Below are 14,542 nucleotides of genomic sequence, written 5' to 3'. Positions count from 1 at the left end.
ACTGGTCCGTGGCCTCGAGGACGAGCTGGGGATCGACATCGGCGTGCTGGCTGTCGTCCCGAACAAGTCGACAAGCGGTCGGGTACCCAGCGTACGTATCTCGAAACCCTCCAGGAATTCGAGTACCCCGTCCGGTCGAGATTCCGATCCGCGGCGCACTGTTCGACGGAGCATGGGAACACCAGTGCTCGCCGTTCCGATTCGCAGACGAACACCGAGACCGAGTACCCGACCGAGAACACGAGACGCTCGAGTTGATCGACGAACTCGCCGCAGCGATTGAAGCGGAGGGTGACCTATGAAGCCCGGCGCCGGCGACGACCTCCTAAGTGATGACAGTGAGGGCGACGAGAGCGAAGAGTCGGCGGACACGGGAGTCAACCACGATCTCCTCGATCCCGACGAACCCGCCGAAGAGACGGACCTTGAGCCGACCGACGACACTGGCAGCGACTCGAGTGATGGCTACTCGCTCCCGTGGATCCACCGCCGAGATACAGTCAAGTCCGACCGGCCGGAGATCATCCAGATGCACGTCCGGGGCGAGACCGTCAACGGAGAGCGCGACCTCCAAGACGACGTCGAAGACCTCCTCGGCGAGGACGTCTACGCGCTTGACGTTCGAGAAGCAGCGTATCTGGTCGCCATGCAGCATCCGGAAGAGGTCGCGAGCCAACTCCGTGAGTGGGGATACGACATCGAATAGCGACAGACTCGAGAATCTAATTCATCGTGACTGTCTCCCGAATCACGCGAAAGAATGACATTCGACTAGCGCCAACACATGAGTGCTGGTAAACCAGCACTCACGGGATTGTGGGGGCAGTCCCGTAATAAAGGGGGCTTACACCCTTTTCGTGCACTGTCCGGTTGTGGGATTGATCGCACCGTCTGACCGAAAGTACTGAACTAAACCCCAAATTAGTGCAGTAGAAAATGCATGACTGCGTCGGGGTGGCAGCCACGGAGAGGAAAACGACGGTGCTTGAGAGACGCGCCCTGAGTTTATAGAGCGTTATGCGATTTATATACTTGAATTGGCTCACGCTCGCCCGTGGCCACCTGACTGTTCTCGTCTTGATTAGCTTGCTCTACAACCAGATATTCATACTCGGTACTTCCCAATCGAGAATTCGGAATCCGAATTGAGTTGGTGTGAGCCGTTCAATCTCGGAGCGGTAGCTGAGCGAATTGAAGCGTCGGTCTGAATGAAACAGAGACAGTGATTAGAGTGGTTGTCGAAGAGATTTCTACGAGAGCTGCTGCTGACGACTCGCTAGGCCGAGGCGTACGCGTCAGGGATACCGATGCCGTTCATTTTGATCTTCCACCGCCGCCCTAACTCTGTTCCAGTTCGTGGCGGATCCAGTCACAGAATGTCGTGAATGTGAACTGCCCAGGCAGGTCGCGCCCGCCCCGCCGCGGACGGACGACCGCCCATCACAGCACTAAGAGAGGTTCTCCAGTAGGAAGTTCACGATCACGAACGCGAACCGGACGAGTGGATCCTGTGTCGTCGTTGTTGCTCGCGCTTGTCGAAACAGCCGGTAACTCGTCTCTATTGCTGAGCGTTTCCGATAGCGGCGTTCGACCTGCGTGGACGTGCGATCTTCGAGATCGCACGCCACGTACCCCCGGACAACTTCACCGTGCTTTCTGCGATCACCGTTCTGGTAGGAGACAGACACTGCGAGCGGGAAGCGCAGTTCCCGCTCGCTGTCCTTGTACATGGGTAGGTCGTCATGTTTGTCCTTCATACGCTCGCCCTTCCTTTAACAGGGATCACTGTCGTCGCTAGGTCGCGTGCGCGACGAATACACCTGTTCGGTGTAAAAGCCGCGATCAGCGAGCAAGAGGTCAATCTCGAAGGGATAGGTGCCGACGCGGTCGAGTACGCGCTCTACCGTGTCGGCCTCCCTCTCGTCGCTGCAGGCGCAGGAGAGCGCCAGTGTCACTGGCTTTCCGTTGGAGACGACATACGCGGTGCAGTAACGGTGGCAGGTCGTGGTACCGTCGGTTGGCGTGGTTGTACAGAGTTCACCGCTGTCTTGGTCAAGAGATTCGGGGTAGGGGTATCGACGAAGCCGATGGAAACGGTTCTCAACCGGTCAGGATCGAAAATCGTCAGGGAAAGGTGTCGAAACAGGATGTTTGCTGCCATTTCGAACTTCTCACGCTGAAGGGTGTGAGCCAGTCCATGACAAAATCATCGCAGGCGTGTCGTCCGTCTGGGGTCCTCCCAGACAGACGACTGGTTGGCACTGGCCATGGTGACGACAGGCCGGATATCGGCGGAATCGAGAGGCGACTCCTCGATTCCTCGGAGTGGGAGTTGTCCGATCACCTCAACCACCACATCTTTCACGTCTGCTGCCGAAAGACCACCATCCGTTCGGGTAGTTCTAACACACTTCTAAACTGGATATCTTCCTCAATCAGAGCGACGCTTCAGTTCTGCTGTTCACGCCGACTAGGAAGTGTCGATAATATATTTTATAAAAAAATATTTCCGAGAGTGTGTTAAATACGTACATTATGGTAAAATCAAAAATTCAGCAAATGTTTTCTATAGACTCAGTTGATTTTACTGAAACAAGAATATTTCTTCTTGGATTTGCACAGGTCGTGCTAAGTACTATTTCATTTATATTAATATTTTGGGTTATAGCTGCACTTCAACTTGCTACTCTTGACCCAACACCCGAATCAACTATATTACCGTTGTTACTCGGAATATGTCCAGCGTTAGTGCTCGGTGCTGGTCTTCCATATCTTATTCAATATTGGGGGTATATGAATCAAATAAATAGTTTAATACAATCTAGAGTTCTTTGGTCAATACTAACATTTGGTATGTACACTCTATTCATGTTCTACAATCCCGTATCAAGTCTTATCTTCGCGTTGGTGTATATAGTGAGCCGGATTATAGTTCTCATTGGGATTTATAGTAGCCCCCACCTCAAAAAAGCGCTTAACTAATATATGATGATTAACGGCCGTAACGAATTGCCAGACGTAGCTTGATTCATGGGTTTAGAGACTGGGTGATGCCATGAACGACACACATCAGCACGATCTCTCGAAACTCACGGAACCAGAAACGTGCTCGCACGGTGAAGCCGAGCGGGCGCTTGACATCCGAGTTCACGGTTTCGGTCATAGAGCGCTGATTGTAGCGTTCTTCGTCGGTTTTGGCGGTGTGCGAGTGGTTGTAGGATGCGAAGATCTGATGCTTGATCAGCGGTCTGATGTCGAAATCGCGGAGTGACTGCTTGTCATAGACCTTGTCGGCAGCAAGAGAATTCAGATCTCCCGCCGGAATGCGGGCGATCTACTCGGCGAGGTCTACGTCGCTGCCTTCTCGATTCGTCGGGCAGTGTACGTCAAGAATAGCTGGGGCTCTGTGTCGGCGAGTTTCGTGACTTTCAGCCTTCTGCACACAGTCGATCGTTCGTAGAATGTGACGTCGATCGTGTTGTGTTTGGATGGATCATGTAGATGCGCCGACTGGCGCAGCAACACTCAGCAGACGCTCATGCTGATCCGGTCGAACGCTTTAACGTGGATGGCGAGGGAAGACCGACTGCGTCAAGGCCGATCTCCCCTGTTATTTGTGGCATCTCCCACACATGGATAAAGGAAAGAGGAAGCAAAGGCTGACAACTAGACAGCGTCCTCAATAGTGATTTCAGCACTCACAAATGTTGGGCATCACGGTACAGGGGAAGCAACTGAGAACGCAAAAATCGCAGCGATGACGACAGCCGTTACAATAAGTACTGTCGACGGAGGTGTATACCCAAGTCGATCATACATTTCCTCGGCGAAATCATAGCTCATGTCGTAGAGTTCGTTCATCAGGTTAGTAATTGACTCAGTAGGACTAGGAAGACTAGAAATACAGGTCTGTCCAGTACAACCCTCAACTCCACCAGATGAGAACTTAAGAGCGAAGCAATCGTTATCGGGATCGTATAACAGTTCCATGCTCACCTCGTGCTGAATATCTCCAGTGAAATCATCACCATCAATACTGACACTAGGTCCGTAAGCGAGCCCAGCCGAGACCGAAATCCCGTTGTATTGGGCGCCATTACAATCAAACGAACCAGTAGCAACTGGTGAATTTGCCAACGCACAGAATTCTGGTGCAAGCGGAATGTTCTTTAAGCACCAATTGAACGGAATTGCGGACGGAAGGCCAGGAATCCAAGAGGGGATCGTTGCTTGCGTTGATACCCCTTCACTTGATTCACGGAAGCTTTCGTTTGCCTTCTGTTGAAGCGCGCTGCGCATTTCTCTGCGTTGCTCCCGTGTGAAAGGGGAGTACGTCTCCTCATCTTCATCATTTGCAGCTACAGTTCCAACGGCACCAGTGGAGAGACCTGCGATTGTTCCTGCTCCGATGAGTCTGAGAACGTTTCGACGACGTGGATCTGTATGGTCTTGATCTTCCATACAACTGTAACTAATCACCTTTAATAATAAGTTTATTCAGTGGAATTACACACAGCTTAAGCATATCTCTAAGTGGAATAACCAATGTATGAATAGTCCAACACATGAGACACATTTACTTATATAAACTTTGGTGAATCGCTAGACGGCAGAGAGCTTCGGTGGAAACTACGTTACTCGAGGCGGCATATTGGGATGGATTCGACTATGATGTCGAGGATTTCAGTAGTGACGAAGCGAATGGGCGTTCTCACAACGTCCTCTTACTGCTAAAACCCGACGCTGTATGACAATTCACCAGAGCCAACATCGTGAGTTCCGGCCCATCGACCACGCGCACAACGCGCGGATTGATGGGCCTCACTACCGCCAACGATCGATGTGTGAGACCGTCTTCTTGACGATCAAGCGCACGCTCGGCGTTAGTACTCCGGAGAAGGTTTTGAGGAATCGAGAGAAGAGCGACGAAAAATCGCAGGACGTAACGGCATTTGCGAGATCTGTCGACAGAGTTCCTCAATAGCTTTCCTGGTTCACTATCGCCGAGCGTGCGCGAACTTGGTACGGTGAATTCTGTGAACTCATCCTGATGTGTGCGGTTCACAACATCAAGCAGTCTCTGAACCCGTGAAATCAAGCTACATCTAACGATTCACCACGGCCATTGAATCGATAGAGTACGTGGAGTCGAGAAGGCCGCCATTCGCGGCCTGCTCGACAAGCCTGTTGAAGACATCGTTAATAACGTGTTCGAGGTCGGTGAGAAAGCGATCAACCGTGTCTCTGGATGGCGGTTTGTCGAGTCTGCAGTAGTACCAGACGAGGCTGTGCTGGAGTTCTCGTGTGACAGGGCGTGTGCCGTAGACGTTCCGTAGTAGCAGTGGAGAAAGCCCCGAAATAGATCCGGTGGCTGGTAAACTCGTACTCCAACAGAAACTCGAACTCAAGGTGCTCGAACAGCGGCACTGTCTCGGTAGCCGCGACATTCAAGAAGTCGTCGACCGAAGCTACATCTTGCAGGGTTGCGCTTGTGTTGGACACACTTCGCGCACCCTGCTGCCTCGTATGTGAGGCTTTCTATGACACACTCGCCGAAGCTAAACCTCGGAAGTACAGCTATGACACCCTCTGAGTAATAACTATTAATTGATATTCTCAACTGATGTTGACTTCTCTTCTAAATGGGAGATAATATAGCTAGTCCAGTCTTCGACAGTATCATATGTACGAGGCAGTTCTACAACGATTTGGGATTTCATATCCTTATTTAGGCCTTCAATTAGGAGTGAATCATCCGTTGTGAGTCCGCAGTATTGGAATTTATTTCCTGTAAAGGAGACAGATATTGAATTATTAAATAAGGGTTGATTCAACCTATTCCCTTTAAAAATATCCCTTCCAACCTCTCGAGGAATGAATAATTTTATACTTGAATTATTATTAATAGACTTGCTAATTAAATTATAATATAATGGATTTGACACTCCTAAAAATATATTATTAACATCTGCTGTTCGGAACTTCTCTGCAAATCGCTGCATTGGAGCATACGGGGAATCTGGTGTAGCTATACATGTTATAATGTCAGATGGATTAATAATTCCCAAGTCATCTTTACTAAAAGGATTTTGCTCCATTAATTCTTCCGGTAAAAGTTTATGCAGTTGAGATAGGCTCGCAACCACCTCAAATCTCATATAAAAATCCCCAAACATATCTGCGATTGCCGAACCCATCGAAGTGACAGTATATTCACCGCTGCTAACTTTAGTTATCCAGCCGTACTCTGTCATCTCCTTAAGAGTTCGAATGAGTGTTGATTGAGGAATATCGAGATCTTCAGATATTGTTTCTCTCTGTTCGGAGTTGTTTCGGAGATAACGGAGGATTCGAATTCGTCTGGGAGACCGAGCAAGATATTCGAGTCGCGTCCAAGTCCACTTCTCAAACTGCGCTATAGAAGACTTCCCACTGACCTCCTGCGGAGTCTCAAAAATATATTCAACCCCCCTTCTATTCAGGGCGTCATCTTCTGAATTATGTGATGGGCGAGATCCTGTAGATGCTTGTTCACGACCTTGATCTTTTATTGATCTATCTTGATCTGACACAGCATCTATCATTTTTAGTTTAGGATGTAATTAATCTTCTCCTGTAAAATTCAAATACATACGCTCTTGTGACGGAGATTGTTGATACAGATTCCGATCGTCGGCTCGGGTCAAGATCTGTCCGGCAGAGCCAGCTGATCCTTCAGGCCTTGCAGTCGGGTTTCCTTCCGCTCCTCGTCAACGTCGGCTTTGCGGACGTATTCGCTCTCGTCGATTTCATAAACTGCTGATTCAGCAAGTTCGGTCACCTCTAACGCCTCGTCGACCTTCTCACGGTCGACGGTAAGGATCCGCTCGCGAGAGATCCCTGCGTTCCCGAGCACACTGATGACTTCCTCATCGTCCTTCAGCGAGCGATTGCGTCGGCTCGTCCGCTAGACCGATCCGTACTGGCCGTGAACCGGTTGGTCGTGATGGAGTCGCCCGAGGAGTACTTCACGGACCGCCTTCCGTAGATCGCCAGCATTGCGCTGGACGTCAGAGAGTAGCGTATAGAGATTGATCAACACGGGAGTCGCACACTCCTTGAGTGCCGTCGGATCGTGGCGTTCGAGCGCGTCGATCAACAGAAGCATATCCGCGTAGACCTTGAGGTCAGGTTCCGTCCGACCCGCTGCATCGACCTTCTCGTTAGCGGACTGGACAGAGGTCCCTTTGATGAGTTGCGACGTCGTCGGCTCGTCGGTTTCAGTGAGTGTCCCCGCTTGGTCGTTGATCTCGTAGCGAGGATGTAGGCTGAGTACCGCGGCATATGGTTCTGCATCTGATGGGAGCCGCTCGAGTTCGAACGTGCTGCCAGCGTCGGTGATGCGCTCGGCGAGTGTTTCAAACTGCTCGCGTTGCAGCGGCTGAGAGTCGCCTGAATTGCCGAACTCGATGACGATGCGGTGCTCTTGGACATCGGTGATGCGGAAGCGTGTTTCTGATAGCGGCGTGATGAGTGTTGCATCCGCAGCGAGCTCCTCACACTCGTCGAGGAGCGTCCGCCAGCTCGCGGTAAAGGGCATACCAGATCTTGGTCGTATCGAGGGAAAACCTCTCGGTCCATTGCTTCAACCACGTCTACTGCAGTTCTTCGGTTGTCTGGAGAGTAGTAGCCAACAATTGGCCGCATTCGCCGGTGGTGTTGGTTACCCTAGTCAGACATCTGCAGTTCTTCCGTTCTCAAGCACGAGAGCGCACCGAAGGCGCCATTTCCAATCTCGTTCTGGGTTTCTACCGCGTTGCGACACGGTCCGATCGACGCCGGCGTCGTTCAGGATGCAAGTTTCAATCCCAATTCGGGTTTCTACCGCGTCGCGACGGGCCTCGAGGTCCTCCTGCCAGAGCAGGCCCGAGTTTCAATCCCAGTTCGGGTTTCTACCGCGTCGCGACCGGAGCGGTCGACGTCCGTGTTGATCGCACGGAGATGTTTCAATCCCAGTTCGGGTTTCTACCGCGTCGCGACAAAGCGGCGTTCGTCGTCGCTCTGGCCGCTCTTGTCGTTTCAATCCCAGTTCGGGTTTCTACCGCGTCGCGACACATCATCATCTTTCTCTGCGAGCCTCCCCGCTGATCGAAGTATACCCAGTGCCCAACGTGCATTGCCATGATCTTGAGCGGTGAGCGCAGATGCCAATTCGATCTCTCCTACCCCGAGAACACTTTCTTTACTAGCCCGAGTTCACCACGACTGTGGCAATTCAGAATGTACCACACCACTCAGTAGCGTTCAAAAACAGGCAATCGGTCACCGGGATTCGTGGGTTTCGTCGCCAAAGCCGATCGTGACGAGGTACGCAGGGGAAGTTCGTTGAACCGATCGTCGTAGCCGGATCGGTGTGTCGAAGCGCCCGCGTGTGGCGGAGTGATCGGCGTTCCGGAAGTACACCTTGCCGGCCACCGTGCAGCGTTAGGTAACCCTTCGGATCCTCGCTGATGTCGATTAATGTAGTCCGTTATCCTAGGGGACTGCAAGAACTCGCTCTACAACCCCGCGTACGATTGGGGTTGTTCCTGCCATGGGAGGGAATCAGTATCTTCCTAGACTTACCAGCGTCATTTGATCCCAAATCACCGGGTCATGGATCAGGTGTCATTCAGAGTTCCACTCGTCGCCGATTCGATCTACACCCATCATTTCCGGCCCGCGATGTTCAGTGAATACGACTTTCATATTATCGTCTGGGATAGCAAACTCGTTGCTGGCGTATTCCATCGTGGCGAGGGCGAACGCACGTTTACGGTCCAACGACCGACCTCGACGGACATCGGCGTTGAGGAACAGAACGGGACCCTCTACTGCGCGCCCGAGATGCAGATCAGCAGACTCGCGATTTCGAATGGACACCGCGACGTGGCCACTGGTTGTCGCCATTTCGGTCGTGAAGAACTCCATCACCTGCTCGGCGAATGATGATTTCTCCTTGTCGGATAATGAGAGTGAGGTGTCGAATTGTAATAGCGGCATATTCGGTATCATTCCGTAACCTCCTTTTAGGTTGTGCTATTCTCTCGTATCAAAGGCTACTACTGCCCACGAAGAAATGGTCCTAGGTGAATTATCGAACACACCTATGAGGATATATGATATTATTTAGTGAAAATAGAATCACAATTGATGTTGGTCTCAGGGATGTCTGGTTCAGTATCAGTACCTTGCTGTCCTGGTCGTTTAATTCGGCACCGGCGCTCTGGTCCGTGAGTGCCGGAACCACTGGTGGTGATGAAAGTGACGAAAGATGACACTGAAGTCATTGAATCTACGGAATTGGAGGAGGTCTCCCCGATGGCCTGGCGACTGCTTCGGGTTGCTGCCGGGTACGAGCAGCGAGAAGTCGAACGACAGGTAGACGACATTATGCAGGCACACCTTTCGATGCTCGAAAACGGAACTCGTGGCCTCTCAATCTCCCGACGGAGTCTGATATTCGACCTGTACACTACCGAACTTGACGACGAACAGGTCAATGCAATCATCAATAATTTCTGATTACAGTCATAATTTGCGTCGGACCCTAATAATTATTAACTAAGGCCCAGAAGGTGGGCTGTATCAATGATACACGGCCACTTGACGGAAGTACAGCAGCGACTCGGAAAATTCTGCCTGGCATCTCTCGGGACAGTGCTCATCGCCATCGCTCCGACACCCGAGGGGCTCACGCTGGCTGGTCAATATACGCTCGCGACGATGTTTTTCGCGGGTTCGTTGTGGGTAACGGGAACAATGCCACTTGCGGTCACTGCGCTGTCAATTCCGGTGCTCCTCACTGGCACCGGTGTGTACGATGAGATGGATGCGGCACTCGTAGGGTTCGCAGATCACCTCATCTTCCTCTTCATGGCGGGATTCATGCTGGCAAACGCCGTCCAGAAGTACGACATTGACCGCCGGATTGCGCTGTACACGATGGCCAAGATGGGGAGTTCACCCCGTCGTCTGATTGGGGCCGTAATGATCGCGACCGCAGGACTGTCAATGTGGGTCTCGAACACGGCGACGACGGCGATGATGACGCCGATCGCTGTCGGGGTTCTCTCACAGGTTCTCAGTCGCGAGAGTACCGCCGCTGTCGGTGAATCAAGCGTGAAGGACATATCTCCGGAATCAGTCGCTGATGGTGGGGCGATCGGCGCTTCGGAGGACTTTACCAACATGCAGATCGGTATGTTGCTCGGGACGGCGTACGCTGCCAGCATCGGCGGCGTCGGAACAATAATTGGTACGCCGCCCAACGCCGTCCTCGTCGGACAGCTCAACGCCACGCTCGGATACGAGATCGGTTTCGTGGACTGGCTGCTGGTCGGATTCCCGGTGGTACTCGTTACGCTGCCGCTCGTCTGGTACCTCCTCACGTTCGTTCTGTACCCGCCACAGATCGCCAATGTCGACGATGCACAGGAACAGGCACGCCTATTCTTAGAAGAGGAGGACAGTCTCAACTCACGTGGGCGGCGGGTGGCGATCATCTTCGCTACCACGGCCGGTCTCTGGGTACTGGGTGGTCTTGGAGCGTTCCTGAGTCCGTATCTGCCGGAGGTGTGGATGACCACGCTCTTCGGCGGAAGCGGAATGACCGTCTTCGGCCTCGAAGGGCATCAGGGGCTCCTCTACTATGTGATGGTGGGTGTGATGGCGATTCCCGCACTCGTGTTGGCGGATACGATGGAGTGGGACGAACTCGTCGACATCGATTGGGGGACGCTCCTACTGTTTGGCGGCGGTATCGCGCTCGCGAGAGCCCTCGCGGAGACCGGTACGACGGAATGGATTGCTAACACGGTATTCAGTGGTCTCACCGGAACGCCTGTGGTAATCATTATCGCTACCATCGTGCTGCTTGTCGTCTTCCTCACTGAGATGACTTCGAACACCGCTACCACGAGTATCTTGGTGCCGATCCTCATTGGATTAGGAAGTGTTTTCGCGGCTACACTAGGTATGACGGACTTCAAGACTGCCATCTTCCTTTCTGTAGCTGGCACGATCGCGGCCAGTTTCGCGTTCGCTCTACCCGTTGCAACTCCGCCGAATGCGATCGTCTATGGGAGCGGCTATATCAAGCAGAGCCACATGCTCCGGACCGGGATCATCCTCAACGTTATCATGACTGGCGTGCTGACGGGACTGATCTGGATACTGTTCACGTTCGTCTGGCCGCACTTCCTCTGGTGAAAATGCAGGACTGTAGCGTAACCGCCACTAGTATACTAACATGAAACAACACCGAACGATATCACTTGTCTTCCTGTGGCAACTCGCCGCGAGCATCTGTTACTACGCCGTGTTCGCCGCAACGCCGTTTTTCCGTGACGAGTTCGGTCTTACTGGAACAACAGTCGGGTTCGCGGTCACGATGCTCACATTGGGATATGCGGTGTTTCTGCTCCCGTTCGGAGCGATTACGGATCGCTACGGCGAACGCCGGATCCTCACTGCTGGCCTCATTGGTCTCGCAGGGGGATCTCTGCTTGTTTCGTTTGCGGGTTCGTACATGATGCTGCTAGCTGGTGTCTTCGTGCTTGGCTCGCTTTACGGTACGGCGATGCCTGGGACGAATAAGGCAATCTTCGGAAATATTTCTGTCGACCGGCAGAATCTCGCCACGGGCATCAAGCAGGTCGGGGTCACTGCCGGGAGCGGACTGAGTGCGGTTCTCCTTACCAACGTGGCCGAGATCGCATTCTGGGAGGTGGGGTTTTATCTCGCTGCCGCGATCGCGCTCGGTGTGGCTATAGTCTTCGCCATCTCCTATACCCCTTCCAATGAGGACCGTACGACCGAGTTCCCCAGCTTTCGCGTCTTGTTTCGAAACCGACCGTATCGGTCGCTCTGCATAGCGGGGTGGTTCCTCGGTGCGGCACTGTTTACGACCGTTGGTTATACGATCATCTACCTCAACGAGTCCCTCGGGCTATCGGTCGTCGTGAGCGGCTTGGTCCTCGCGGGACTACAGGTGTCGGGAAGTGTCGGTCGGATCGTCACTGGCTGGTTAAGCGACACCCTGCCAGGTGAGCCGCGCCGACGGATCGGAAAGATTCTAGCAGTTCAAGCTGTTGGGAGCACTGTACTGTTCGGTGGGGTCGCGTTTGTTGAGCAGCGTCTCGCGGCGATAGTAGTATTCGTGGCCCTCGGGTTCTTCATTCTCGGATTCACCGGCGTTTACTACTCCTGTCTTGCAACGCTCGTCCCGAATACGAAGATGGGCGGTGCGACTGCTGGCGGCCAGTTAGCGCTCACTTCCGGGGCTCTTCTTGCTCCACCCACGTTTGGATTCATTGCAGAGCGCTTCGGGTATCGGATGAGTTGGCTGCTACTTGCAGGACTGTCCTTTCTCTCATTGCTGTTTGTGGTTCGCGTTATCGTCACACCACCACCGAAGACTAGTCAAAGCAGCAAAACAACCTGCACCAGTCCGTGTGATGACTAACAATACTTTCCAATAACGAAGTCATCACCAATGACAGACAGCAGAGGTACACTCGACTACTACCGAGGCTCCTAGCCGAGAAAAGTAGAATTTCGACAACGAAACCGACGAGCACACAGCGCGATCTGTTCCTTACTTCCCGGTGTTATAGCTTCCTGTCGGGTCATCGACGAGATCGGATTCTGTCGTATACGACAATGGGTTTAGACCCAGAGGGATTCTTACTAGCCAACGAAACACATGGTAGAACTCGCCCACCGATTCACCGCCGAACCGCGTGTGGCACCAGTTTCATACTCTGATTTCAGCAGCGGCGATAACTAGGACCTCAGGAAACCCGGGACGCTGTCTCGCAACTCTAAGATGTTTCTCTGGTGGGCTTTGATACTGGGAGAAAAATGCAGCCCGACACCGCTGTTGTCGAGGACACGCTCACTGCACATACGACTTCGCGGAACTCGACAGCCCGCCAACACCCTGGTTTCCCTGAACTGCGAAGCGGGGAACATCGGTTACAAACTTTTCCAGCTACTGGGCGGCGTTGAAGCCATCGGTCTATTGGTCGTCGGGATGGACAGACTAGCTCACGTTCTCCAGGCGGCAGAATCATGGATATCGTCAACCCCGCTAGCGTGGCCGTACCGGCGCACAATAAGAGAGTGAGTGTTGATGGCCGGGGAGAAGACGATCGGGAATCAAGCTAAGAAGTCGGTCAGTGCTCACGACGCACGAAGACGACGGGACACGGCGCGGAGAGGAGTACCTTTTGTGTAGCAGAGCCGAAGAGTGCCTTTCCTGCGGGTGTTCGATTTTTCCCACCGATGACGGTAAGGTCAGCGTCAGCTGCAAGGTTGACGATGGTATCGGCATGCGGTCCGGTGGCTGTGTTCAATTCGTAATCGATCCCCTGGGAGTCCAACTCATCAACGATATTTCGAAGTGTCCTGTGTTTGCTAGCTAACTGTTCGGGCGTTACATCAGATTTGTCGTCGAAGCCAAGACTCGTTACCGAATTCTTATACTCCTCTTTTGTGAATATTTGGCCGACCACTACTCGGGCATTTGCGGGCTTCGCGATATCGGCGGCTGTCTGTGCGAGTCTCGTCCCATGGCCCTCATCTCCGGGCCGACTGGCGAGGAGTACTGATCTAAGTCCCATGTATCATTGATACGGGGGCCAGAATTTAAATCTTTGCGTGACAACAGGCGCAGTACGTGTTAACCAACGGAGTGGAAGCAACGACTCCTGTTGTCGGTTACTTCGAAAGGATCTGGTGAATTTGTTAGAAACTTCCGACCTATTAGAAAATCGGAGGCTATCGTAGTCCCGGCGCCCTCTAGAACGTCCAAAACCCCGAACTTCGATCAAAGTACCTCTCGAGACACTGGTAAATCGTTCCGACTTCTATAACAAGAACGCATGAGACTCGAGGCGGCAGAAAAAGAAGACCAGTCCAAAGCTGGATGACTGAACGAGAACTCGATAAATCGCTATCTACAATATGGTCTTCGAGCAGCGCTATGAAATCTGTTGGTAGTCAGAATCTGCAGTAGTCGAAATTCGCTTGACGGCCATGGTAATGAGTTCGGTCGGATTATCCCCTCCCGCCTTTGGCGGGTGATCGAGCACTTCAATATCGAGGGCCCGGGCAGTATCCAATCGGCCATCAGCAATTTAGATGTTGATGATTGCACGGGTATAGATCACAATTACACGAGTCGGGGAGACATCCAAATATTCGATGCCGAGGGCAGTGAACGTCTCCGGCAGATCGAGATTCGATGTGAACCGATACCGAGCTAGACCCTGTTCATCGGTTACCATTGTAGATTTCAATGATTTCTCCGCTTAAAGCTCCACATACTTACGAGAACACGAGCATCACAGTTCAGTACTCTAGTACACACCCATTGGATTAACCAACAATCAAAAAGGTGACTCAAGAACGTTGGTTAACACAGTGAGCAACGAGGTCTGAACCGAGGAGGGAAGGTTCCTCGAGTCGTGGTCGCTCAGGAGAGAAGCACAGTGAACCGTCTATTCGTAGGGCGGTTCGA

8 protein-coding genes and 8 pseudogenes are annotated in these 14,542 nt (G+C 52.5%); 7 read left to right on the top strand and 9 right to left on the bottom strand.

Features of this window, described 5'->3' with window-relative positions; genetic code table 11:
* The first annotated feature begins 298 nt into the window (after window positions 1-298).
* Complete coding sequence (locus BM348_RS19665) at window positions 299-706, top strand: hypothetical protein (protein WP_092907687.1); 408 nt, start codon at window positions 299-301, stop codon at window positions 704-706.
* A gap of 570 nt (window positions 707-1,276) precedes the next feature.
* On the opposite strand, the pseudogene BM348_RS19660 reads toward BM348_RS19665, so the two are convergent.
* The 3 genes and pseudogenes from BM348_RS19660 to BM348_RS20930 all read right to left on the bottom strand — a co-directional run bounded on the left by BM348_RS19660 (window position 1,277) and on the right by BM348_RS20930 (window position 4,461).
* Window positions 1,277-2,409, bottom strand: a pseudogene (locus BM348_RS19660) (ISH3 family transposase).
* Between the two features lie 619 nt (window positions 2,410-3,028).
* Window positions 3,029-3,626: pseudogene (locus tag BM348_RS19655) on the bottom strand (transposase); the annotation flags it as partial.
* 88 nt (window positions 3,627-3,714) lie between these two features.
* Window positions 3,715-4,461 (bottom strand): hypothetical protein, encoded by a 747-nt coding sequence (locus tag BM348_RS20930; protein ID WP_139231259.1) that lies wholly within the window; start codon window positions 4,459-4,461, stop codon window positions 3,715-3,717.
* Window positions 4,462-4,765: 304 nt separating this feature from the next.
* Here BM348_RS20930 and BM348_RS20925 point away from each other — a divergent pair.
* Both BM348_RS20925 and BM348_RS20920 read left to right on the top strand, forming a co-directional pair.
* Window positions 4,766-4,882, top strand: a pseudogene (locus BM348_RS20925) (IS5/IS1182 family transposase); the annotation flags it as partial.
* Window positions 4,883-4,999: 117 nt separating this feature from the next.
* A pseudogene (locus BM348_RS20920) lies at window positions 5,000-5,092 on the top strand (IS5/IS1182 family transposase); the annotation flags it as partial.
* 25 nt (window positions 5,093-5,117) lie between these two features.
* On the opposite strand, the pseudogene BM348_RS19645 reads toward BM348_RS20920, so the two are convergent.
* The 5 genes and pseudogenes from BM348_RS19645 to BM348_RS19635 form a co-directional block, all read right to left on the bottom strand.
* A pseudogene (locus tag BM348_RS19645) lies at window positions 5,118-5,502 on the bottom strand (IS5/IS1182 family transposase); the annotation flags it as partial.
* Between the two features lie 101 nt (window positions 5,503-5,603).
* Window positions 5,604-6,572 (bottom strand): hypothetical protein, encoded by a 969-nt coding sequence (locus BM348_RS20910; protein ID WP_139231257.1) that lies wholly within the window; start codon window positions 6,570-6,572, stop codon window positions 5,604-5,606.
* Between the two features lie 119 nt (window positions 6,573-6,691).
* Window positions 6,692-7,579 (bottom strand): annotated as a pseudogene (locus tag BM348_RS19640) (hypothetical protein); the annotation flags it as partial.
* Window positions 7,580-8,058: 479 nt separating this feature from the next.
* Window positions 8,059-8,217 (bottom strand): annotated as a pseudogene (locus BM348_RS22545) (hypothetical protein); the annotation flags it as partial.
* Between the two features lie 429 nt (window positions 8,218-8,646).
* Complete coding sequence (locus BM348_RS19635) at window positions 8,647-9,021, bottom strand: tautomerase (RefSeq protein WP_092907728.1); 375 nt, start codon at window positions 9,019-9,021, stop codon at window positions 8,647-8,649.
* Between the two features lie 318 nt (window positions 9,022-9,339).
* Here BM348_RS19635 and BM348_RS19630 point away from each other — a divergent pair, with 318 nt between their 5' ends.
* The 4 genes and pseudogenes from BM348_RS19630 to BM348_RS22540 all read left to right on the top strand — a co-directional run.
* Window positions 9,340-9,543: a hypothetical protein gene (locus tag BM348_RS19630; RefSeq protein WP_175507272.1), complete on the top strand. Its 204-nt coding sequence runs from the start codon at window positions 9,340-9,342 to the stop codon at window positions 9,541-9,543.
* Between the two features lie 66 nt (window positions 9,544-9,609).
* Window positions 9,610-11,229: an SLC13 family permease gene (locus BM348_RS19625; protein ID WP_092907683.1), complete on the top strand. Its 1,620-nt coding sequence runs from the start codon at window positions 9,610-9,612 to the stop codon at window positions 11,227-11,229.
* 40 nt (window positions 11,230-11,269) lie between these two features.
* A complete protein-coding gene (locus BM348_RS19620; RefSeq protein WP_092907681.1) occupies window positions 11,270-12,484 on the top strand; it encodes an MFS transporter in 1,215 nt (404 codons plus the stop codon).
* Between the two features lie 234 nt (window positions 12,485-12,718).
* A pseudogene (locus BM348_RS22540) lies at window positions 12,719-13,188 on the top strand (phosphate acyltransferase); the annotation flags it as partial.
* Between the two features lie 8 nt (window positions 13,189-13,196).
* On the opposite strand, the gene BM348_RS19615 reads toward BM348_RS22540, so the two are convergent.
* Window positions 13,197-13,643 carry a universal stress protein gene (locus BM348_RS19615; RefSeq protein ID WP_092907679.1) on the bottom strand — a complete coding sequence of 149 codons (447 nt, stop codon included), beginning with the start codon at window positions 13,641-13,643 and terminating at the stop codon, window positions 13,197-13,199.
* Between the last annotated feature and the right edge of the window lie 899 nt (window positions 13,644-14,542).

Origin of the sequence: Halostagnicola kamekurae (genome assembly GCF_900116205.1) — an archaeon.
Classification (GTDB): domain Archaea; phylum Halobacteriota; class Halobacteria; order Halobacteriales; family Natrialbaceae; genus Halostagnicola; species Halostagnicola kamekurae.
The sequence above is the reverse complement of the archived record's forward strand: the minus strand, read 5'-3'. Positions and strand labels throughout refer to the sequence as shown.

Bases quoted from the DNA above. Each gene is read 5' to 3' on its own strand.
- BM348_RS20930 (WP_139231259.1), bottom strand. From the start codon at position 4,461: ATGGAAGATCAAGACCATACAGATCCACGTCGTCGAAACGTTCTCAGA.
- BM348_RS19635 (WP_092907728.1), bottom strand. From the start codon at position 9,021: ATGCCGCTATTACAATTCGACACCTCACTCTCATTATCCGACAAGGAG.
- BM348_RS19625 (WP_092907683.1), top strand. From the start codon at position 9,610: ATGATACACGGCCACTTGACGGAAGTACAGCAGCGACTCGGAAAATTC.
- BM348_RS19620 (WP_092907681.1), top strand. From the start codon at position 11,270: ATGAAACAACACCGAACGATATCACTTGTCTTCCTGTGGCAACTCGCC.
- BM348_RS19665 (WP_092907687.1), top strand. From the start codon at position 299: ATGAAGCCCGGCGCCGGCGACGACCTCCTAAGTGATGACAGTGAGGGC.
- BM348_RS19630 (WP_175507272.1), top strand. From the start codon at position 9,340: ATGGCCTGGCGACTGCTTCGGGTTGCTGCCGGGTACGAGCAGCGAGAA.
- BM348_RS19615 (WP_092907679.1), bottom strand. From the start codon at position 13,643: ATGGGACTTAGATCAGTACTCCTCGCCAGTCGGCCCGGAGATGAGGGC.